Source organism: Alteromonas sp. 1_MG-2023, from assembly GCF_030547075.1.
GTDB lineage: Bacteria > Pseudomonadota > Gammaproteobacteria > Enterobacterales > Alteromonadaceae > Alteromonas.
The window spans coordinates 1-22,459 of sequence record NZ_JAUOQH010000012.1; the positions used below are offsets into that span (position 1 = coordinate 1).

The following is a 22,459-nucleotide window of genomic DNA, read 5'->3' on the forward strand; positions in this document are numbered from 1 at the left end:
CTCTCATTGCTAACCCAGAATCAATCGAGTTTGCCACAACACAACTAAGAGAATTAATGCGATGAAAAGGATCGAGCCACTTCTTGCAGTATCGATACTAACACCACTTTTTGTTCGTTACTGCTCCGATGACGAACAAAAAGTGAAAATTAGGTTAATTCGATACTATTGGTTTTAATAACATCAATAAAAGAAGCTACTTGCTATTAAACGCAGCCGTAAAATCGTGAATCAGATCATCGGTGTCTTCAATACCCACCGATATTCTAATCATGGTATCAGACACACCCATGGCGTCGCGTTCTTCTGCAGTATTTTCAAAGTAAATTGTTGAAGCTACCGGTAATGCTAGCGTGCGATTATCACCTAAGTGTGTTGCACAAATTACCAGTTCAAGGGCATTTAAGAACTCAACAGGGTTTATTTCATCAATAAGGGTAAAGCTTAAAATTGCGCCATAACCTCTTTTTAACTGTTCTCGCGCCATAAAATGCTGAGGATGACTAGCAAGCCCTGGGTAAAACACGTGTTTTACTTTAGGGTGGTTGTCTAAAAACATAGCCAGTTTTTGAGAGTTTTCACACGCTCTAGTAAGACGTAGGCTTAAAGTTTCCATGCCTAACGCAATCGCGGTAGCAGACTGAGGCGCTAAGGTAGCACCTAAATCACGCAAACCCTTTTTCTTAATTTGGGTTAAACCCCACTGGGCAATATCTGTAACCTGGTAAGCTGGTTTAATATTTTCAAACCCTTCCCAATTGAATACACCAGTATCAATAACAGCACCGCCCAATACATTACCGTGACCAGATATATATTTGGTCAGTGAGCAAAATATTAGTGAAGCTTTCAATTCTTTAGCGTAGAAAAGCGGTGGCGGCGTCATGGTGTTATCAACCATGAACAAGATGTTACGCTCTTCGCAATACTGACCAATAGCACGTAGGTCGGCAACTTGCGTAACAGGGTTGGCTACCGTTTCGGTATAAATCCCTTTTGTATTCGGCAAATAAGCTTCTTTAACGTTTTGGATATCAGTTACATCAGCGTAAGTAATCTGAACGCCGTAATCGGCCAGGGTATCGAAGAAGCTTCGCGTATTTCCAAACAGATACTGGCTAACGATGAGGTGATCACCGGCCTTTAAAAGCGAAAACAAGGTGCTACTGATGGCAGACATACCCGTAGAGAAGCATAATGCCCCTAAACCACCTTCAAGGTCGTTGAGCATATTTTGTAATGCGGCAACCGACGGAGAAGAAGAACGAGAATAAACGTGAGCTGCACGTTTGCCCTGAAAAGCATCAATGATACCTTGGGCATCAGAAAATTCGAAAAGTACAGAATTAGAAGTGCTGGTGTGCACGCCGCCATGCTCTGGAGTATTGAGCAAACGATCTGCGTGAACCTGCCGGGTTGTAAATCCCTGTTTTGACACGGGTGAACGCTCCGTTACGTTAGCTGGTTATACAGTTTTTTGGATAATGGGCGCAAACGTTAGCATAAAACGCATAAATAGTTTGCATTTGTTCTTCAATATCGTCGATTTGGTCAATAATTGGGCCAAGTACTACGGTTTTTGTCCTGTAATCGAGTCCAATTAATTGAATTGGAATTTTCGCTTCCTTCGCGATATATAAAAACCCTGTTTTCCAAGGGTAGATGCTTTTGCGGGTTCCTTCAGGGGCAAGTCCTAACACCACCTCTTCACTGTCTTTTATTTGGCGTACGATATTATTCACCACGCCATGTGCTTTGCTTCGCTCAATGGGAATACCACCTAGCTTTCTCACGATATAACCTAAAGGCGGGGTAAAAATGGTGTGTTTTCCAAAAAAGTTCACCTTAAGTCGAAACGCAAACACCACCAATATGCCAATAAAAAAATCCCAATTGGAAGTATGTGGCGCCACCGCTAATATCACTTTTTTGTCGTTAATTAGTTGCCCTTTAACCCTCCAGCCTCGCTTTGTTAATACAAAACTGCCGAAGGCACTTAGCCAATGCGGCCACTTGCGTGGTACCTTGTTGCCCACTAACTGATGATGAATTTTCTTGTTCATTCTTGTTATTCTCTCACTACGTTTGTGTGGGTAAGCATAAAAAAGTTAGCGGCATTTCACCATCTTTAAGTGATCATTGAGTAGTGATTAAGCAACGCTTAGTGTTCGTTTATCAAAAAAGTCAGCGAGTAACCTTGTATATGTGCATATTGTTTATTGCAGTAGAACAAAGCCAAAAATTTCCTCTAGTAATAGCAGCGAACAGAGATGAGTTTCACGCTAGACCTACCGCTAAGTCTGGGTTTTGGGATAATCACCCACATTTAGTAGCAGGGCGTGATTTACAGGCTTACGGCACTTGGATGGGCGTTACGCGTAACGAAAAAGTGGCAGCTTTAACTAATATTAGAGCACCTGAGACAATAAAAACCGATGCTATTTCTCGGGGCGAGTTGGTGGCCGACTGGTTAATTGATGAAGCGTTAGAACAAAACACTTACCTTGAGCAATTGCAGCAAAATCGCCATCAGTACAACGGTTATAACTTGGTTTATGGCGATATACGGTCGCTCGCGGTATACAATAATTTTGAAGACAGCCACGCAAAATTAAACTCTGGCGTATATGGTTTATCGAATGCGAATTTAACAACGCCTTGGCCGAAAGTAACGAAAGGAATAGACTCACTTACAGGTTATGTGAGCCATAACGACACGCTTGATACAGAAGCCCTCTTCGCGATTTTGAAAGATGAAGCGAAGGCACCCGATAAGTCGTTACCGAACACTGGCATTGGTTATGAATGGGAAAAACGCTTGTCATCTATTTTTATTCAATCTCCTGAATATGGCACGCGCACGTCTACTCTACTTCTTGTTGATAGCAACCAGCAGATACATTGGTACGAACGTACCTTTAACGCCAAAGGAAATGTCACAGGTAACGTGAATTATACATTAGCCTAGTTGGTGCTTATTAAAATAGATTATGCCTACGTGTTTATTAGCGAGCAGGCAACTTCGGATATGTGGCCGTATCGTTTTTACTTTTGTGCTACCCCTTATTACACCTTGAAATACTCGTCTGCTTTGAAGTATTAAGGTTAAAAACTGTCGTTTTTTGTGATGAGTATTTCGTTTTACAGTAGTAAACCCGTTTTAATGACATATTTTCCACTATAAAGGGTCGTTTTTTCTACCATCGGTGGCATAATGCGCACCTGCTATTTTTTGCATTGCAACGAGGACATATCGTGTTTGAAGTATTACCCCTACTCGCCCCCGACCCAATACTTGGGTTGTCAGCTGCTTATCGTGAAGATCTTAATTCTCATAAAATTGACTTAGGTGTTGGTGTTTATAAAGATGAGCAAGGTAATACCCCTATTCTTACTAGCGTAGCAAAAGCACAAACGCTTTTGCTAGAACGCGAAACCAGCAAGACCTATATTACCCCGCAAGGTAATCAGGGTTACATCGACAACATGCTTGCTTTGCTTTTAGGCAAAAGCAGCCCTGTACTACTTGCCGATCGTGTTGCTGCGGTTCAGGCGCCAGGTGGTTGTGGTGCGCTTCGCATTCTTTCAGAATTACTGGTTCGTTGTAACGACAACGCTAAAGTATGGGTAAGTGATCCTACATGGGCTAACCACATTCCATTAATTGGTTCTGCTGGTCTTAAAATTGAGACCTACCCGTACTTCGATAAAGCGACGGCGAGCATCCGCTTCGACGCCATGATGGATACCCTTCGTGGTGCAGCGAAAGGCGACATCGTGTTACTTCACGGTTGCTGTCATAACCCAACAGGCGCTGATTTAACTAACGCGCAGTGGGATGAAGTTTTAGCGGTTGCTAAAGAACGTGAGTTCTTACCTTTTATTGACGTAGCCTACTTAGGTTTCGGCGAAGGCTTAGATGAAGATGCTTATGGCTTGCGTCTATTAGTTGAAAACCTTCCTGAAGTGATTGTTGCGGCATCGTGCTCTAAAAACTTCGGTTTATACCGTGAGCGTGTTGGTCTTGCTGCTATTATTACTGCCGACACTAACACGCGTAAAATCGCCCAAGGTCAAATTCAATCTATCGCTCGTGGTATTTATTCAATGCCGCCTAGCTATGGTGGTGCTTTGGTAGACATTATCTTATCTGACGAAGCGCTTAACCAAGAATGGGTTAACGAAGTAGATGAAATGCGTAATCGCATGAAGACCCTACGTGCCATGCTAGTTAAGAACTTACACGACAATGGTTCACCAAAAGACTTCAGCTTTGTTAACGATCAAAAAGGCATGTTCTCGTTCTTGTGTATTACACCAGAGCAAGTACGTGAAGTTCGTGAAAAGCACAGCGTATACTTTGTTGATTCTAGCCGCGTAAACATTGCGGGTATCAATAACGAAAACGTTGAAGCGTTAGCAAAAGCCTTAGTATCTGTACTTTAACTTTTAAAGGCTTTTAACCTTTAAGGGCTCTAGTTTTTAACTGGTTTAGCTTTAAGCAAGGTCAGTTTTAACTAAGCTCAGCTTTAAAATGACAGGCCTTTCGGTTAAATAACAAAATTAAAAAGGGCTGCGTGAAAACGCAGCCCTTTTTGTTTACTCGCTTTTATTTTCGCTAGAACGACCCAATACATGGAAGACTAGACAATCCGATACCTAGCGCGTACCCGCAGTAATCAGCCTGTCTAACGCATTCGCAAAATTCTGTTTATCACGCTGAGAAAACGCTTTAGGCCCACCAGTATGTTCACCGCTTGAACGCATGGTATCCATGAAATCTCGCATGGTAAGCGCTGCACGAATAGATGACTTGTCGTATTCATCGCCTCGGGTATTCATGGCCATAGCGTTCTTCGCTAAAATATCCGCAGCCAAAGGTATGTCGCCGGTTATTACCAAGTCACCAGCTTCAATTTTTTCGACAATATAATCATCTGCTGCATCAAAGCCTGAAGGCACGATAGTAAGGGTAATGTGTTTATCTGGTGGAACAGACATAGAATGATTGGCAACTAAAGACAAAGGCAGACCGGTACGTCGGGCTGCCTTAAAAAGAATGTCTTTAATCACGCTGGGACACGCATCTGCGTCAACCCATATATGCATGGTAAAATCTCGTTAACGTTTTTACGCTAGCATACCACCATCAACAATAACTGTCGTGCCTGTGGTGTATGATGAAGCATCAGACACTAAGTACAATACCGTGCCAGCCATTTCGTCTGGATCGGCAACACGGCCTAGCGGGATCACTTTAAGCGCTTGCTTCAAAATTTGATCGTTTGTAGTAAGGGCTGAAGCAAACTTAGTATCGGTTAAACCAGGCAATAATGCGTTAACGCGAATATTTAAACTACCGCATTCTTTTGCGAATGATTTCGTCATGCTAATAACGGCCGCTTTCGTAATAGAGTAAATACCTTGCATGTCGCCAGGTGTTACGCCATTTACAGAGGCTGTGTTGAGAATGACACCACCGCCCTGCTCTTTCATCATTTTGCCCGCTTCTATAGACATAAAGAAGTAACCACGAATGTTTACATCAACTGTCTTATCGTATGCGCCTAAATCTGTATCAAGGATATGGCCAAAGTATGGGTTAGCAGCTGCATTGTTTACTAGAATATCTAACTGACCGAATTCGCTTTTAATTTCTGCAAAAGCGGCTGTAATTTGCTCCATATCACCCACATGGCATGCTAAAGCACTTGCCTTACCACCCGCATCACGAATAGACGAAGCAACTGCTTCACAACCATCAATTTTACGGCTAGAAACAATAACGTGTGCACCATATTGAGCTAACAAACGGGCAATTGACTCACCAATGCCACGGCTAGCGCCGGTCACTAAAGCAACCTTGCCAGTTAAATCGAATAAATTTTTCATAATCATTTTTCCTTTTTAAATCTGTCGCACTTTTATCAAAAGCTAGAACTTTTATCTGACGTAAGAAATTGAGTGTTTAAGCCAACATGCCGCCATCAAGTACTACGGATTGCCCTGTCATGAACGACGACTCGTCGCTGCACAACCATGCTATTGCGTTGGCTATTTCTTCAGGCTTACCTAAGCGTTTCATTGGGTTTGCACCCACCATGGCTTTTTGTCCACGCTCGTCTAATTTAGACAACACGCCTTGCACCATTGGGGTATCTACAAAGCTTGGACACACAGCATTAATGCGAATGTTCGCTCGGGCATATTCCACTGCCGCCGATTTAGTTAACCCAATAACACCATGCTTAGAAGCACTGTAGGCACTTATCATGGGGGCTGAACGCAGGCCTGCCACTGAAGCAATATTGATAATGTGACCACCACCGTTTACCGTCATGTGTTTAAGCGCATTCTTCATGCAATACCACACGCCAGCAAGATTCACCTGAATGTTCTTCATGAACATGGCATCGTCTACTTCGGTAAGTGGCGCTGGAAAATGATCGATACCTGCATTATTGATGATCACGTCAATCTTGGCCTGTTGTGACAACGCAGTGTCGAACATGGCTTTTACATCGTCAGGCTCGGTAACATCAACCTTTACCGCATAGGCATTTCCACCAGCCTGTTTGAGCGCGTGAACTAATGCCTCAGCAGCATCCATATTCAAATCAGCAACGCCAACAAGCGCACCACGCTTACACAATACTTGAGCAGAGGCCGCGCCAATACCAGAGCCACCCCCGGTAATAAGGATATGTTTACCTTCTACATTAGAAGCTACCATCGTTAATACTCCACCTTGTTTGTTACTGCAATCTGACATTGTTGATAGGTCATTATTGTGTCCTTTACGCCGCTATTAGAAATAACTGGCTTTCACATTTTCACAAGATGGTTCTTGCGTTGAAATAACTTCAATGTCGCGTTTGACTAGTGGTAATTCCCAGTTAAGAAAATATTCCGCTGCTGCCATTTTACCTTCGTAGAAATCACTGTCTTGACCGCTAGCGCCGTTAACCAATGCTTGTTCTGCAACATTCGCTTGGCGTAACCAAATCCAGCTCACTACGCAGGCTGAGAAAATGTTTAAGAAGCAGCTTGCGTTGGTAAGCAGTACAGCTTGTTTATCTGAACGTAAATCGCTAGCTGCTTGTTGAATGAGCGCACCAAGTTGATCTAAATAAGGTTTAAGCTTCGCCGCTAACACTTGAGCGCGAGGTGTTGTAGACGCTTTCATATCATCAGATACGCGAGCAAGTAGAACTTGTAGCCCTTTACCTTCGCTCTGCCACAATTTACGACCTAGTAAATCTAGCGCTTGGATACCGTTTGTTCCTTCGTGAATAGGGTTCAAACGGTTATCACGCCAGCACTGTTCTACCGGGTATTCACGGGTATAACCCGCACCACCAAGAATTTGAATGGCTAAATCGTTAGCTTTAGGGCCAAACTCAGATGGCCACGCTTTAAATACTGGCGTGAGTAGTTCGAGTAATTGGGAGATTTCGGTACGCTTAGCGGTATCTTCTTCTGTCTCTAATGCGTCTATTAACGTGCTGCCGTACAAACAAAGCGCCATACCACCTTCACAATAAGACTTTTGCGCTAAAAGCATACGGCGCACGTCACCGTGGTTAATAATAGGTGTTGCGTCATCTTCCGGGGCTAATTTAGGCGCTGCACGGCCTTGGGTGCGGTCTTTTGCATACTCTAACGAATAGCGGTAACCACGATAACCAATCATTGCGGCACCGTAGCCGACACCTATACGTGCTTCGTTCATCATCATAAACATATAGCGCAGGCCTTGGTGTGGTTCACCCACTAGGTAACCATGACAATCACCATTTTCACCAAACGTAAGCGCAGTAGAAGTCGTGCCACGATAGCCCATTTTGTGGATAAGCCCTGCTAAAGACACATCGTTACGTGGGCCTGGGTTACCGTTTTCATCTAAGCGGTACTTAGGCACTACAAATAACGAGATACCTTTTACGCCCGCGGGGCCGCCAGGAATTTTCGCTAATACTAGATGCACAATGTTATCTGATAATTCATGTTCGCCAGCAGAGATATAAAGCTTACTGCCTTTAACTCGATAGGTACCATCGTCTTGTGGCGTCGCTGAAGAGCGTATGTCCGCTAAACCGGATCCTGCATGAGGTTCGGTTAGCGCCATAGTACCGGTGAAATCACCTGTCAGCATTTTAGGTAGAAACGCTTGCTTAGTTTCTTCGTTAGCAAAATGTTTAACTACGTTGGCTGCTGCTGCCGTTAAGAAAGGATATGCTGTAGTCGAAGGGTTTGCCGCTAAGAAATAACCCGCACATGCGTTCATAATGGTTACAGGTAGTTGCATACCGCCATCTTCATAATCGAAATGGCCCGCAATAAAGCCTGACTCGCGGTAAGTATCAAATGCTTTTTTCACCTCATCAATCATGGTCACCTTGGTGCCATCGAAAGTAGGTTCGTCTTTATCAGCAATAGCATTGTGAGGTAGAAACAGCTCTTCAGCCATTTTCTCAGCCATATCAATAATGGCGTTAAATGTTTCTACGTTATGTTCATCAAACCGAGGTTTCTCACAAAGAGACTGGGTATTTAATACTTCATAAAGTTGGAATTGCATTTCCCGACGGGGAATAAGTTGATCAGCCATTTCGATATCCACTACTAATATTGTTAATACATTGTGTCATATTCGTTACCATGCCATTATTGTCATTTATGACACAATCATGGCCATTTACGCCAACAATCACTATTAGTTATCGTATTTAATAAGCTGCATTATTTTTATGAATAAACCTCCGTTCGTTGTCACTGTTTTAGGGTTTGATCACGCATTAGCATCAGCTATTACGGGTGCGCTTGACGTGTTTGCCTTTGCTGGTGTTAGTTGGCAGCGTATTCATAACCAGCCTACTACCCCCAAATTTAAAGTTCAGTTGGCGAGCTTTCATGGAAGGCCTTTCCATTGCACCAATCAATTATTGCTAACACCCAATATTGCCATTGAAGATGTGACAGACACGCACATTTTAGTTATCCCCACTATTGGGGGAGATATAGATACCGTTTTAAAAGAGAATGCCAATCAACTTGTGCATATTAAGCGACTACAAAAACGCGGTGCCGATATCGCGAGCAACTGCACTGGTAGTTTCTTACTCGCAGAATCTGGCTTACTGGATAATAAAGTAGCGACTACCCATTGGGGTTATGCTGATAAATTTCGCTCCCGTTATGCCAACGTAAACTTACAGCCTGAAAAAATGGTAACTGAACAAGATGCTATTTTTTGTGCAGGTGGCGGTATGGCGTGGATAGATTTAGCCATTTTATTGATAGAGCGCTATTGCGGCCATCAAGTTGCTAGCGATACTGCAAAGTCACATGTTCTCGACTTCTCTAGGCCCAATCAAACGGTGTATGCAAGTAGCCGTCAGCATAAATTTCATCAAGATAAAGATGTACTCGCAGTACAAAATTACTTGGAAGCGCATTTTACCCAGCGGTTAACACTTAAACATGTTGCCCATACCCACAACATGACGGAACGCACATTAATAAGGCGATTCAAGCAAGCTTGCGCCATTACTCCCATACAATATTTACAAAGTTTACGGTTAGAACAAGCCCGTAAAATACTGGAAACCTCTATGTCTCCCCTTGAGTCGATTGTAAATGGTGTGGGGTATGAAGACTTAAGTTCTTTCACTCGGCTTTTTAAAAAGAATACCGGATTATCTCCTTCTCAATATCGTGCAAAGTTTATAAGAAAATAATTATTTACAACAAAGATAAGTTTTTATTACTTACTATGTGTAAAATACAACGCCGCGTACAGAGCACTTTTTCTGTATCCAAAATTACTATAAAAGCATAATTCAAAACTCTTGGTGGACACATGAGAACACATAAACTAGCCTCTTTGGCGCTTGCAGTTAGTGCAGCGTTCAGTACTTCAATCGTTGCTCAAGAAGCAGAAACAACACAAAAAAAAGAAACTGCGCTTGAACAAATTACCGTTACTGCGCAAAAGCGTACACAATCAATTCAGGAAGTGCCTATTTCTGTTGCTACGTTAAGTGGCGAGAAATTCGAAAGCCTTTTTTCTGGTGGTGAAGATATTCTTGCACTCGCGGTTCGCGTACCAGGATTATACGCTGAATCATCAAATGGTCGTGTAGCACCACGTTTCTATATTCGTGGCCTTGGTAACACTGACTTCGATTTAGCGGCGTCTCAGCCAGTTTCTATTATCATGGACGAAGTGGTAATGGAAAATGTGGTACTGAAAAGCTTCCCGCTTTTCGACGTACAACAAGTTGAAGTATTGCGCGGACCACAAGGTACTTTGTTTGGCCGTAACACTACTGCGGGTATCATTAAGTTCGATACGGTAAAACCTACGCAAGATTTAGAAGGTTACGCTAAAGCAGGTTTCGGCTCTTACGGCACAATGAACTTTGAAGGTGCTATTAGTGGCGGTTTAACTGATGAGTTGTCAGCCCGCTTATCATTATTATCGCAAGAGCGTGATGATTATATTGATAACGCTTTTACAGGTGAAAATGATGCGATTGGCGGCTTTGACGAAAAAGCTTACCGCTTACAACTTCTTTGGGAACCGTCTGACGACTTCTCAGCACTATTAAATGTTCACGGTCGTGATCTAGAAGGTACAGCATCAATTTTCCGTGGCAATGTTTTCAATCAGGGGGAAAATGGGCTAAATGCCAGCTATGACCGTGACACCGTAAGTTATGACAGTGACCTTTTAGGCACTGGCGCTGATAACAACCCACAAGAATACGACGGGTTCGGTACTTCACTTAAGCTAGAATACGACATGGATAACGTTACCTTTACGTCTATTTCAGCTATGGAAACTGCTGAGGGTTATAGCTTAGGTGACGTAGACGGCGATAGTATTGCTAGCCAAAATTTTGTTACGCAAGATAAGCTAAATGACTTGGAGCAATATACCCAAGAGTTTAGACTTTCTAGCAACACAACAGATGCTATGAACTGGCAAGTAGGTGCGTTTTATTATGACGCATCTTTCAACGTGACCAGCGTTGACGGTTTTTACGGTGCAACAACCGTTTTTCATGAAAACCAAACGTGGGCAGTATTTGGACAAACCTCTTACCAAGTTAATGAAAAGTTAAACCTTACCGGTGGCCTTCGTTACACCCACGACGATAAATCACTTATTGTCGGGGACCAAAACGTCAACGGCTTTGCGGTTGATATCGGCTTTGCTAGTGTTCAAGAGTATGATGATATTAACGTAGGCGACGGTCAAATGAGCTATGAGCTTAGTGCCAACTACCGTATCACAGACGATATGTCTGCTTACGCTCGCTACTCAAATGGTTTCCGAGCTCAATCTATTCAAGCACGCGATGTAGCGTTTGAAAGTGCCCCTTCAGTAGCCGATGCTGAGACTATTAATTCCTATGAAGTAGGTTTTAAGTCTGACTTACTAGATGGCACGCTTCGCTTTAATGGTGCAATGTTCTATTACAGCGTTGATGATATGCAGTTAACTGCTATTGGCGGTGATAATAACCTTACTGCACTTGTAAATGCTGATGAGGGCGAAGCCTACGGATTTGAAATTGATTCTCAGTGGCTTGCGACTGACGAATTAACGCTTACCGCTGGATATAGTTATAACCACACTGAAATTAAAGATGATACTTTAACCATTTCTGGATGTGCGGCATGTACGGTAACAGATCCTGTATCAGATGATGGTAACTACATTGTAAACGGAAATTCGTTCCCACAAGCGCCAGAGTCAATCTTTAACTTTACTGCACGTTATACTGTTCCTATGGGCGACAATGGTGAGTTCTTCGTATTTACCGATTGGGCATTCCAAGGCGAAACTAACATCTTCTTATATGAATCTGTTGAATTTACGACTGATGACAACTTTGAAGGCGGTTTACGCATTGGTTACGAAAACTTTGAGCATAACTACACAGTAGCCTTGTTCGGCCGTAACATTACTGATGAAGATAATATAAAAGGTGCTATCGACTTCGCGAACCTTACCGGTATTGTGAACGAACCACGTATTCTTGGTGTTGAAGTTAAGTACTCTTTCTATTAATCGCTACTTTGATTTAGCTTTTAAAGATTGTTAAATACAAAAAGCGAAGGTGTCGTTTTACGACCCTTCGCTTTTTTATTCTTGATTTGTGGTTTCTATCTATAAATTCCACTTAGGTGATCTTGTCTTTACCGCGACTTATTTAGCGCCGAAACCTTTTTGTAGGCTACATTTTCGGAGCCTAGGTTTTTGGCAGCTAAACTTTAAGAACCTAATTTTCTGAAGCTAAATTTCTGAAGCTAAACTTTCGAATCCACGCATCCTGAATCTTTCGCTTTATAATTACCTAAGCCGCAAACTGTTGGGTATGAGCAGCCTGCAGACCTCTCACTTCATTTTCGAGCAGTAAGTTTTCATGCAATACCTTCTCTTGTAATAGAAAGCGCTGCAACTTACGGCATACATTTACCATTCGGGTCATTTTAGTAAAATAGACTTGCTCTATTAACTCGCCTTTTTCATTAAACATGAAACTGGCTAATTTGCATTTTTTGTAAGGTAAATAGAAATGGTGAACTGTGAATCGGCGTGACACCGGTGCGCCCATCACTTTTTGATACATACAAAATGGCAATGTGTCAGCACGCTTATCTCCACCAAACAAATAGGTTAGCCGTTGAAATGGGTCTTGCCCCGGCGAAGATAATATTCCGAATTTTTCAATTAGTTGATCAACTGCTTTTACACCTGTTGTCATCGCGTTCACCCCTTTACTGGTTATATATACAGTATATAGATAATCGTTCAAAATGCAAACAAAAACACCGCATTGGCAAACCAATGCGGTGTTTTATCATTCGATTAGTACGCTAACCGACAGGTATGAGGGTGTTAAACGCCCGACTATCGCAACACAATTATCATTGTTGCTCTAGCGACGTCGACCTAGCTGATTCACTGTGTCTTCTTCCTTTAAAGACATTTTTGATATCATCCAGTATTAAGTACAGCGCAGGTACGAGTAATAAGGTGATCACGGTAGCAAACAAAATTCCGAAGGCTAACGAAATAGCCATAGGAATAACGATTTGCGCCTGTAGGCTTCGCTCAAACACAATAGGCATGAGCCCCATGAAGGTAGTTAGCGAGGTTAAAATAATGGCACGGAAGCGCTGTGTGCCAGCACTGATTGCCGCTCGCATGAGTGAATGACCTTCTTGGCGTGCTCGGTTAACAAAGTCCACCATGATGAGGCTGTCATTCACCACTACGCCCGACAGCGCAATGATTCCGCAAACGGAAAGTACACTTACGGCCATCCCCAATACTAGATGGCCAATGATGGCACCCACTATACCGAAGGGAATAACCGACATAATAATAAATGGCTGACTGTAAGATCTAAGTGGTATTGCGAGTAATGCGTATATTGCGAACAAGGCAAACAACAAGCCTTGGGCCAGGCTCATCATCGCTTCAGCTTGCTCTTTCGCATTCCCTTGTAATTGAAAATCAACTTTAGGGTAACGAGCAAGCAAATCAGGCATGACTGACTCGATAACCTCACCTGTAATTTCAGATGGATCCATGAGTGCTTTATCAACTACACCTGTTACGGTAACCGAACGGCTCCCATCTACACGAATAATAGAGTCAAATCCTTCCCCTACGGTAAAGCTAGCCACTTGCTGAAATGGTATCTCTTGGCCGTTCGGGGCGCGAATACGCATGTTCTCTAAATGCTCAATGGAACTACGCTCTGCCTTGGGGTAACGCACCATCACCTTAATTTCTTCATCATCACGTTGTATGCGCTGTACTTCTGCGCCATAAAAACCAAACCGAACTTGCTGGCCGAGTTGCTGTAGCGTAATACCTAATGCATCGGCTTGAGGTTTTAGTGCTAACTGAATTTCTTCACTGCCGCCTGAGAACGTATCATTAATATCGGTAACGGCATCGTAGCCAGATAGGATATTTTTCAGTTCATCGCTAATTGCTTTTAACGACTCAATATTGCTTGAGCTGAATTCAAAACTAAGGTCAGAACCGCCGCCTGGGCCACCAGGAGCACCGATACTGAAGGTTTTAACGCCAGGAATTTCTGATACTTCATCACGCCACAATTGGTGGATTTCATAATCGGGTAATGATCGCGTTTCAGCCTTAGTTAGTTCAGCAAATACCTCCCCCCCTAAATCGCCATTATCGAATGCCATTGAGTGTTTGATAACGCCCTCACCCGACTCTTCTCTTACTTTCTCATCCATACGCATCATGGACTCACGTAAAGAGGTAAGCACTTCGTCGCGCTGTCTTAGCGATGAACCAGGCTCAAGCTCGAAACTAGCGAACATGAAGTCATTTGGAATGCTAGGGAAAAAAACAAATCGGACAATGCCGCCGCCAAATAGACCCACCGTAAGAATGAGCATGGCCAAGAAAACCGATACTGTGGTGTAGCGATTACGTATGGCTTTTTCTAGAAAAGGTGCGTAACTGTTATGAATAAAGCGTTTGATTCCCTCACTAAAAAAGTCGCGGAATCGCTGTAACTTGTTCGCTTTTTCAGGATCGTAGGGTTTAAGCTTCATATGCACCAAGTGGGCGGGCAAAATAAGCTTCGACTCAATTAACGAAAACACGAGGCAAATAATAACTACAAGGCCTATAGTTTTCCAAATAACACCAAAGGGGCCAGACACCATCAACATAGGTGAAAATGCGGCTATGGTGGTAAGTACACCAAACGTGGCTGGCATAGCCACCTTTTTAACTCCTGCAATAACGTTATCTGCGCTGTGGCCTTTTTGATCAATTTCGGAATAGGCCGACTCCCCCATTATAATGGCATCGTCTACCACTATCCCAAGCACCAGAATAAAGGCAAATAAACTCAGCATGTTGATAGACACGCCCAGCATATCGATGGGCATAACCAATAAAGTACCTAAAAAGCACACTGGCAAACCAACGATAACCCAAAATGCGAGTTTAATTCTCAAAAACAACGAAAGAACTAAAAACACTAACAAGCCACCAAAGAACATGTTTTCAAACATCATGCTCAAGCGATCTGCGAGGTAAAAAGAGCTATCGCCCCATGTGTCGGCTGAAATATGAGCAGGAAAGTCAGCTTTCTTTTCGTCGATATAGCCATTCACTTGTTCTGATATTTCTAATGCATTCTGATCGCCAACGGCTTGTACGCGAAGACTAACCGCAGGCTTCCCATCAAATAACGCGTATTGGTTATTCTCAATGAACCCATCATTGATATAGGCGACATCGCCTAACGTAACGCGGGTTCCATCAGTATTGGTTACCAGTATTATCTGCGAAAAATCCCAGCCGGTATAAGCTTGCCCCTTTGTTCTAAGTAAAATATCGCCATTTTCAGTTCGAATAGAACCACCGGGTAAATCGATACTCGACTGACTTAAACGACTTACCGCATCGGCAAATGTGAGGTTATACTTTTGAAGGTCTACTTCAGACAACTCAATAGAAATTTCGTAATCTCTTGCACCCACCACTTGAACACTTGAAATACCTGGTAGGTTAGCTACATCGTCACGAATGCCTTTCGCAAACTCTTTGAGTTCACGTTCACTTGCATCGCCGAAAACGGATATCCAAATGACATCTTGCTGAATTTTTTGCCGATAGATAACCGGCTTTTCAGTATCGGCAGGAAATAGCGGAATAGCATCAACCTGTACCTTTACCTCGTCGAGTAACGATTGAATATCGTAATCTTCTTCAACTTGGATGCTAACGGTCCCCATACCTTCCACGGCGGTAGAAGTAATCTGCTTTATCCCTTCTAAGTCTTTAATCGACTCTTCTATTTTGAGAATAACGCCTTCTTCGACTTCCTGAGGTGCAGCACCTAAGTAAGGTACGCGAACATTGATGATATCTATTTCAAAATTAGGGAAAACTTGTTTTTGAATACTGAAAGCGCCAAATAATCCACCTACAATGAGAAGCCACATCAATAAATTAGCGGCAACATTGTTACGCGCAAACCACGCGATTAAGCCTTTTTGCGTATCGATTTGGCTCATTACATACCCCCTGAAGATACTGCTTCTTGAGAGCTAGAGCCTTCACTTGTTACTGATTCATTATCAGTTTCTTTGTCGTTTTCTGCTTCTGGGGGAGTAGCAGGTTCATCACCAGGCAGTCTTACTTTCATGCCATTGTAAGGGTTTGGCACCGCACTGGTAACGACCAAGGCGCCGTTTGGTAAACCACCACCGATAAAAGCTTCTTGAGAAGTAGTACGAACTACGTCTACCGCTACAATTTCTATTTCACGGTCTTCATTTACCGTTAGTACAGTGTTATCAAGGCGTAATATCGAGCGAGGTAATCGGGTTAAACTTTGATTTTGGTGAGAAACAATATTAGCTTGAACAAATTGTCCAAAACGAAGTGGTGCATTATCTCCGCCATTAAATTGATAAGGGTCAGCAACCTCAACAACCGCATAAAGTACCCGACTGCCAGAATCTAAAATACCTTCTGAACGTACTAACTTCCCTGTCCAAGTTCTATTTTTACCACCAACCGTTGCATTCAAAGTAACTTCTGATTGATGATCAGATTGATTACCAATATCCACAAACATGAGATCTTTATCGGTAATAGGTAAACGAACTTCTGCGGTATCGGTTGAGTATACGGTACTAACGGTAACGCCTGCTGCAACAAACTGACCTAAATCAATATTACGCTCAACTACGATGCCGTTATAAGGCGCTCTAATTTGGGTACGTTCAAGGTTACGATTGGCCCGTTCCAGTTTCGCTTCTGATGCTTTAACATTGGCTTGTTCTTTTGCTAATTGAGGCTTTCTTAAACCAAGCTCTGGAGGCACAACGCTGCTGACTGAACGCCACTCTTGTTCTGCTACTTTACCTCTCGCAATTTCTTCTTCTAGTGCCGCTTGCGCTTGGGCTAATTCCGCCTCGGCAAGTTTTACTTCGGTACGATAATCGTCTTGCTCTAAAGTAACCAGCACTTCACCTTTTTTGAATATGCCGCCTACAATAAATTTATCTGACAAACTGACTACGCGCCCACTCACTTGGGCACTAAGAGATGTTTTGTTCCGCGGCACCACGTTACCCTGAGAAATGACTTCAAAGTTAACGGGCTCTGAACGCATTGTTGATGCGTCAACTAGGAAAGCAGGAATGTCGACAGGAGTTTGTTCTGGTGGCTTGCGTGAACTAATCATTACTGCCGCCACAATAAACGCCGCAAGAATGATGATAAGAGGTATACCGCTTCTAACCCAAATGGTGTTTTTCATTATTTTCCCTATAAAACCTAGTACTACCCTTCACCCCCATTCCACAAAACGCGTGCTCAGCGTAATGTAAAATATAATTAGCGTACAAAGGGTTGAAACCATAGGTGATTTATTATTTTTATATTAGTCCAGTGTAATGTGTTTCGTGTCGAATCGCTTGCGTTCGTTTAATAAAATTTAAGTAAATTTTTACGAAAGATTGCGCACTGAGCTTTAATATAGAAAAAACTGCTCATAATTAAAATGTAAGATTGCTAAATTTTCAATAATCGTTGATTATTTAAACACCTGCATGCTAGCAGGTGAAGTTGCACTAAAAGATGCAGCCGTGAATTTGTTACATAAAAGGGATGACCTGTCATGAGCCTAAAAAAGCAATACCTGAAATCTAAACCCGTTTGTAAAGTAACATTCCGCCTTTCAGCTGAAGAAGCAAAAAATGCTGACGAGGCTAGCTTAGTGGGTGACTTTACCGAATGGGACAAGCAACCTCTCACCATGAAAAAATTAAAAAATGGCGATTTTACACTAACGCTTAATTTAGAAACTGATCAGGAATACCAATTTCGCTATTTACTTGATGGCAAGATGTGGGAAAACGATTGGGCCGCTGATGATTATCAACCTTCTACAATAGGAAGTGAAGATAACTCGGTGGTTCGCATTTAATTGTCATCTTCACAGGTGTTTTAGCGAGTTGTATTCGCCTCTTTTAATTTCAAATAAGCCAAAAGTAAGAATCCAAAAAAAAGGCTGCGTTTTAAGGCAGCCTTTTTGTATTCAGATAATTACGTGTTCTTATAAAGCATTTTCAAGCTCAGGCAACACATCAAACAAGTCACCCACCAAGCCGTAATCTGCAACTTGGAAAATAGGCGCTTCTTCGTCTTTGTTAATAGCAACAATGACTTTCGAGTCTTTCATACCCGCAAGATGTTGGATAGCACCAGAAATACCTACCGCAATATAAAGCTGCGGTGCAACGATTTTACCGGTTTGACCAACCTGCATATCGTTAGGAACGAAGCCCGCATCAACCGCGGCACGTGATGCACCAATAGCAGCACCTAATTTGTCGGCAATACCTTCGAGAAGCTTGAAGTTTTCGCCATTTTGCATACCACGACCACCAGAGATAACTACTTCAGCAGCGGTTAGCTCAGGACGCTCAGACTCAGTAAGCTCTTCAGATACAAAGCTAGATTTTTCGCTTTCTTTAACTACATCAATAGCCGTGATTTCTGCGCTTCCACCCGGTGCAGCAGCATCAAACGACGCAGCACGCACAGTGATTACTTTTTTGCTGTCTGATGATTGCACGGTAGCGATAGCGTTACCTGCGTAGATTGGACGAATAAATGTATCTTCACTTTCAACATCAATAATGTCAGAAATTTGAGCTACATCTAATAACGCAGCAACACGAGGCATGAAGTTCTTGCCTGTGGTGGTAGCAGCGGCCAATAAATGGCTGTAATCGTCAGCAAGAGATAACACTAAATCAGCCACATTTTCAGCAAGCTGATATTTGTATGCTGCGTTATCAATTACTAATACTTTATTTACACCGTCAATTTGCGCCGCACTTTCAGCAACAGCTTGACAACCTTCACCTGCTACAAGCACGTGAATATCGCCACCCATTTTCGATGCAGCATGAACCATTTTTGCAGTTTCTGACTTCAAGCTAGCATTGTCGTGCTCGGCATATACAAGAACTGTCATGAGATCACCTTTGCTTCATTCTTAAGTTTTTCGACCAACTCAGCAACATCAGCTACTTTTACACCACCCTCACGTTGAGCCGGCGGCATAACTTTGAGTACTTTCACGTTAGATTCAAGTGCAACACCAAAGTCGGCTGCAGATTTAACATCTAACGGCTTACGCTTCGCTTTCATAATATTTGGTAGTGAAGCATAACGAGGTTCGTTCAAACGCAAATCTGTAGTCACTACCGCAGGCAATGACAAGGCTACCGTTTGTAAACCACCATCAACTTCACGTGTAACGTTAACACTTTCGCCGTCTACTACGACTTCTGATGCAAACGTCCCTTGCGGCATACCGGTTAAGGCAGCAAGCATTTGGCCAGTTTGATTATTATCTGAATCGATACTTTGTTTACCCAAAATTACCAATTGAGGCTGTTCTTCTTCAACAACCTTTGCAAGTAGCTTAGCTACTTGAAGCGAATCGAGGTTTTGGTCTGTATCAATTTGAATACCGCGGTCGGCACCTAGGGCTAACGCAGTACGAATTTGTTCTTGGCAGCTTTTATCGCCGATAGAAACCACTACGATTTCTGTGGCTACCCCTTTCTCTTTAAGTCTTACTGCTTCTTCCACAGCGATTTCACAAAAAGGGTTAATGGCCATTTTAGCATTAGTAAGGTCGACGCCAGAGTTGTCGGCCTTCACTCTTACCTTAACGTTGTAATCGATCGCGCGTTTGACCGGTACGAGTATTTTCATATTTACCTCAATTGTTGAGTTCGTCGGTGTTTGTTGCTATTTCATGCTATAAGCGGTTAACGAAACAGCGTCACTTCACCACGCATTCTGAAGCGTTAACAATGTGCTTTACGCTAACTTTGCACTGTGGCGAAGACATTTTCAAAAGGCAAAACCCAAAATGTCATTAACACCACGTTTACTTGTACAGTAATTGTGCTGACAGTTAACGTTAACGTAAACTCCCTGCAATGTACTTACTGTTGACGTAAACGTCAACCTAGATTACCTTTCAGGACGACAATTAATTTACATGTTTTTGACACATCGCATTATTTGTTTCATCAATAGTGCACTATAAAAAATCGAACATAAGGAGCCACCCGTGGAACGAGAATCGATGGAGTTTGACGTAGTCATCGTCGGTGCCGGCCCAGCTGGACTATCAACCGCCTGCAAGCTAATGCAGCTTGCCAATGAAAACGACCAAGAACTCATGGTCTGTGTTGTCGAAAAAGGCTCTGAAGTGGGTGCACATATTCTCTCTGGTGCGGTATTTGAGCCTAGAGCAATGAATGAACTTTTTCCAGATTGGAAGGAAAAAGGCGCACCTTTGAACACTCCTGTGACCGAAGATCATATTTATTTATTGAATAGTGAATCATCATCAAAACGACTTCCTAATGCTATAACGCCGAAAACAATGCACAACGATGGCAACTATATAGTGTCAATGGGGAACGTTTGTCGTTGGCTAGCAGAACAAGCTGAACAATTGGGCGTTGAAGTCTTCCCAGGCTTTGCGGCGTCAGAAGTTATATATAACGAAGATGGCAGTGTTGGCGGCGTTTTAACTGGCGATATGGGCGTTGGCGCTGATGGACAACCAAAAGATGGCTATATGCCAGGCATGGAACTTCGTGCCAAATACACAGTATTTGCAGAAGGTTGCCGCGGTCATTTAGGTAAAGAGCTTATAGAGCACTTCTCGCTTGATAAAGAAGCGTCTCCACAACATTACGCCATCGGCTTCAAAGAGATTTGGGATATTGACCCTGCGAAACACCAACCTGGTTTAGTGGTACACAGTGCAGGCTGGCCTTTAAATGATGCCACTGGCGGTAGCTATTTGTATCATGCAGAAGATAACCAAGTATTTGTTGGTCTTATTGTTGATTTGAATTACAGCAATCCGTATTTAAGCCCATTTGATGAATTCCAACAGTTGAAGCATCACCCAGTATTTAAACAATACTTAGAAGGCGGTAAGCGCGTTTCTTATGGTGCCCGTGCAATTGCAAAAGGTGGATTTAACTCGTTACCAAAAATGACCTTCCCTGGCGGGTTAATCGTAGGTTGTGAAGCAGGTACCCTTAACTTTGCGAAAATCAAAGGCAATCACACTGCAATGAAGTCGGGTATGCTGGCTGCTGAGTCTATTGTTGAAGCACTAACGAAGAATGCAGAAGCCCCCGAGAGTGAATTAACCGGCTATACCGATAAATTCAAAAACTCATGGGTGTATGACGAATTATTCCGCTCACGGAATTTCGGGCCTGCAATACACAAATTAGGTAATTTCTGGGGCGGCGCATTTAATACTCTTGAACAAAACTTCTTTAATGGTAATTTGTTTTTCACCATGAAAGATGAACATAAAGATTATGCACAACTTGATTTAGCCGCTGATGCTAGAGAAATTTCGTACCCGAAACCTGATGGGGTTTTAAGTTTCGACAAGCTTTCTTCAGTATTTTTATCAAATACAAACCATGAAGAAGAACAGCCTTGTCATTTACAATTAAAAGACGCCTCTATTCCCTTAGAAGTTAATTTCCCTAAATATGCTGAGCCAGCTCAACGCTATTGCCCTGCTGGGGTTTATGAAATAATTGAAGAGGAAGGTTCGAAGCGTTTTCAAATTAACGCGCAAAACTGCGTTCATTGTAAAACCTGTGATATTAAAGATCCTTCGCAAAATATACGTTGGGTTGTACCGGAAGGTGCTGGTGGTCCAAATTACCCAAATATGTAATTTAAAGCCATTTATCTTAAAAAATTAAAAAGCGGACTTTCTCCGCTTTTTTTTTGTGCTAAATTTAATTATGATTCGCCGCATAATTCACTAAGAAACGCTAAGGTTATTAAATGAACGATTTTTTAGATATTTTAACCCATGGAAGACGTTTACAAGGTGCAGTAAAGGAATTAAGCATTCAAGAGCTACAAACAGTGCAAGAAAAGCTCTCAAATATTATTGATAAAAGAAAAGAAAAAGCACTAGAAGAAGAAAAAGTAGATCAAGAAAAACGTGCCAAGCTTGAAGCAATTAAAAAGCAGATGGAAGAAGCGGGTTTAAATGTAGAAGATTTACAATCGTTAAACGAAGAAACACCAAAAAAAGTTGGCAAAAAACGCCCTGTAAAATATAAATTGACTGATAGCGAAGGTGTTACGCACCCATGGACTGGTATTGGTCGTATGCCTCGTGTTTATAAAGACGCCCTTGATAGCGGAAAGTCGCTAGACGATTACTCTGTTAATTCTTAATAGATTTCATATTAAATTTGTTAGTAGTAAATAAAGTTGCTGCTAACAAATTTTCCTCTTGTCATTTTTAGATTCTCCCCCACTATTTTTCTAATTACTATTTTTGATAGG

Annotated in this window: 18 protein-coding genes; 7 read left to right on the plus strand and 11 right to left on the minus strand. The window is 42.4% G+C overall.

The window, feature by feature from the left end; genetic code table 11:
- Positions 1-196 precede the first annotated feature (196 nt).
- Positions 197-1,438 carry a cystathionine gamma-synthase family protein gene (locus Q4561_RS13255; protein ID WP_303461090.1) on the minus strand — a complete coding sequence of 414 codons (1,242 nt, stop codon included), beginning with the start codon at positions 1,436-1,438 and terminating at the stop codon, positions 197-199.
- A gap of 19 nt (positions 1,439-1,457) precedes the next feature.
- A complete protein-coding gene (locus Q4561_RS13260) occupies positions 1,458-2,063 on the minus strand; it encodes a 1-acyl-sn-glycerol-3-phosphate acyltransferase (protein ID WP_303461092.1) in 606 nt (201 codons plus the stop codon).
- Between the two features lie 140 nt (positions 2,064-2,203).
- On the opposite strand from Q4561_RS13260, the gene Q4561_RS13265 reads away from it, so the two are divergent.
- Together Q4561_RS13265 and Q4561_RS13270 are read left to right on the plus strand one after the other, a co-directional pair.
- Entirely contained in the window at positions 2,204-2,968 is a 765-nt protein-coding gene (locus Q4561_RS13265) for an NRDE family protein (RefSeq protein WP_303461306.1), read from the plus strand.
- A 287-nt stretch (positions 2,969-3,255) separates the two neighbouring features.
- Positions 3,256-4,446, plus strand: coding sequence for an amino acid aminotransferase (locus Q4561_RS13270; protein WP_303461094.1), 1,191 nt, complete (start codon positions 3,256-3,258; stop codon positions 4,444-4,446).
- Between the two features lie 213 nt (positions 4,447-4,659).
- Here Q4561_RS13270 and Q4561_RS13275 read toward each other — a convergent pair whose 3' ends face one another.
- The 4 genes from Q4561_RS13275 to Q4561_RS13290 all read right to left on the minus strand — a co-directional run bounded on the left by Q4561_RS13275 (position 4,660) and on the right by Q4561_RS13290 (position 8,611).
- Positions 4,660-5,109 (minus strand): YaiI/YqxD family protein, encoded by a 450-nt coding sequence (locus tag Q4561_RS13275; protein WP_303461096.1) that lies wholly within the window; start codon positions 5,107-5,109, stop codon positions 4,660-4,662.
- Between the two features lie 21 nt (positions 5,110-5,130).
- Positions 5,131-5,892: an SDR family oxidoreductase gene (locus tag Q4561_RS13280; protein WP_303461098.1), complete on the minus strand. Its 762-nt coding sequence runs from the start codon at positions 5,890-5,892 to the stop codon at positions 5,131-5,133.
- Positions 5,893-5,968: 76 nt separating this feature from the next.
- Positions 5,969-6,733, minus strand: a complete 765-nt coding sequence (locus tag Q4561_RS13285) for an SDR family NAD(P)-dependent oxidoreductase (RefSeq protein WP_303461099.1) — start codon at positions 6,731-6,733, stop codon at positions 5,969-5,971.
- 75 nt (positions 6,734-6,808) lie between these two features.
- Positions 6,809-8,611 (minus strand): acyl-CoA dehydrogenase, encoded by a 1,803-nt coding sequence (locus Q4561_RS13290; protein ID WP_303461101.1) that lies wholly within the window; start codon positions 8,609-8,611, stop codon positions 6,809-6,811.
- Between the two features lie 139 nt (positions 8,612-8,750).
- Between Q4561_RS13290 and Q4561_RS13295 the strand changes: the two genes are divergently transcribed.
- Together Q4561_RS13295 and Q4561_RS13300 are read left to right on the plus strand one after the other, a co-directional pair.
- Positions 8,751-9,740 carry a GlxA family transcriptional regulator gene (locus Q4561_RS13295; RefSeq protein WP_303461103.1) on the plus strand — a complete coding sequence of 330 codons (990 nt, stop codon included), beginning with the start codon at positions 8,751-8,753 and terminating at the stop codon, positions 9,738-9,740.
- Between the two features lie 122 nt (positions 9,741-9,862).
- The gene (locus Q4561_RS13300) at positions 9,863-12,082 is read left to right on the plus strand and encodes a TonB-dependent receptor (protein WP_303461104.1); all 2,220 of its coding nucleotides are present in this window, start codon (positions 9,863-9,865) and stop codon (positions 12,080-12,082) included.
- Positions 12,083-12,368: 286 nt separating this feature from the next.
- Here the strand turns inward: Q4561_RS13300 and Q4561_RS13305 are convergent, their stop codons facing one another.
- The 3 genes from Q4561_RS13305 to Q4561_RS13315 form a co-directional block, all read right to left on the minus strand.
- On the minus strand, positions 12,369-12,779 hold the full coding sequence (locus Q4561_RS13305; protein WP_303461106.1) for a hypothetical protein: 411 nt from the start codon (positions 12,777-12,779) through the stop codon (positions 12,369-12,371).
- A gap of 163 nt (positions 12,780-12,942) precedes the next feature.
- The gene (locus Q4561_RS13310; protein WP_303461108.1) at positions 12,943-16,092 is read right to left on the minus strand and encodes an efflux RND transporter permease subunit; all 3,150 of its coding nucleotides are present in this window, start codon (positions 16,090-16,092) and stop codon (positions 12,943-12,945) included.
- Positions 16,092-17,345, minus strand: coding sequence for an efflux RND transporter periplasmic adaptor subunit (locus tag Q4561_RS13315; RefSeq protein WP_303461109.1), 1,254 nt, complete (start codon positions 17,343-17,345; stop codon positions 16,092-16,094). The genes Q4561_RS13310 and Q4561_RS13315 overlap by 1 nt, the downstream gene beginning before the upstream one ends.
- Positions 17,346-17,705: 360 nt before the next feature.
- On the opposite strand from Q4561_RS13315, the gene Q4561_RS13320 reads away from it, so the two are divergent.
- Positions 17,706-18,014, plus strand: a complete 309-nt coding sequence (locus Q4561_RS13320; protein WP_303461111.1) for an isoamylase early set domain-containing protein — start codon at positions 17,706-17,708, stop codon at positions 18,012-18,014.
- A 129-nt stretch (positions 18,015-18,143) separates the two neighbouring features.
- Here the strand turns inward: Q4561_RS13320 and Q4561_RS13325 are convergent, their stop codons facing one another.
- Together Q4561_RS13325 and Q4561_RS13330 are read right to left on the minus strand one after the other, a co-directional pair.
- Positions 18,144-19,070, minus strand: coding sequence for an electron transfer flavoprotein subunit alpha/FixB family protein (locus Q4561_RS13325; protein WP_303461114.1), 927 nt, complete (start codon positions 19,068-19,070; stop codon positions 18,144-18,146).
- Positions 19,067-19,819 carry an electron transfer flavoprotein subunit beta/FixA family protein gene (locus Q4561_RS13330; protein ID WP_303461116.1) on the minus strand — a complete coding sequence of 251 codons (753 nt, stop codon included), beginning with the start codon at positions 19,817-19,819 and terminating at the stop codon, positions 19,067-19,069. The genes Q4561_RS13325 and Q4561_RS13330 overlap by 4 nt, the downstream gene beginning before the upstream one ends.
- Positions 19,820-20,183: 364 nt before the next feature.
- On the opposite strand from Q4561_RS13330, the gene Q4561_RS13335 reads away from it, so the two are divergent.
- Both Q4561_RS13335 and Q4561_RS13340 read left to right on the plus strand, forming a co-directional pair.
- Entirely contained in the window at positions 20,184-21,833 is a 1,650-nt protein-coding gene (locus tag Q4561_RS13335) for an electron transfer flavoprotein-ubiquinone oxidoreductase (protein WP_303461117.1), read from the plus strand.
- Between the two features lie 113 nt (positions 21,834-21,946).
- Positions 21,947-22,348 carry an H-NS family nucleoid-associated regulatory protein gene (locus tag Q4561_RS13340; RefSeq protein ID WP_303461119.1) on the plus strand — a complete coding sequence of 134 codons (402 nt, stop codon included), beginning with the start codon at positions 21,947-21,949 and terminating at the stop codon, positions 22,346-22,348.
- Positions 22,349-22,459: the final 111 nt, after the last annotated feature.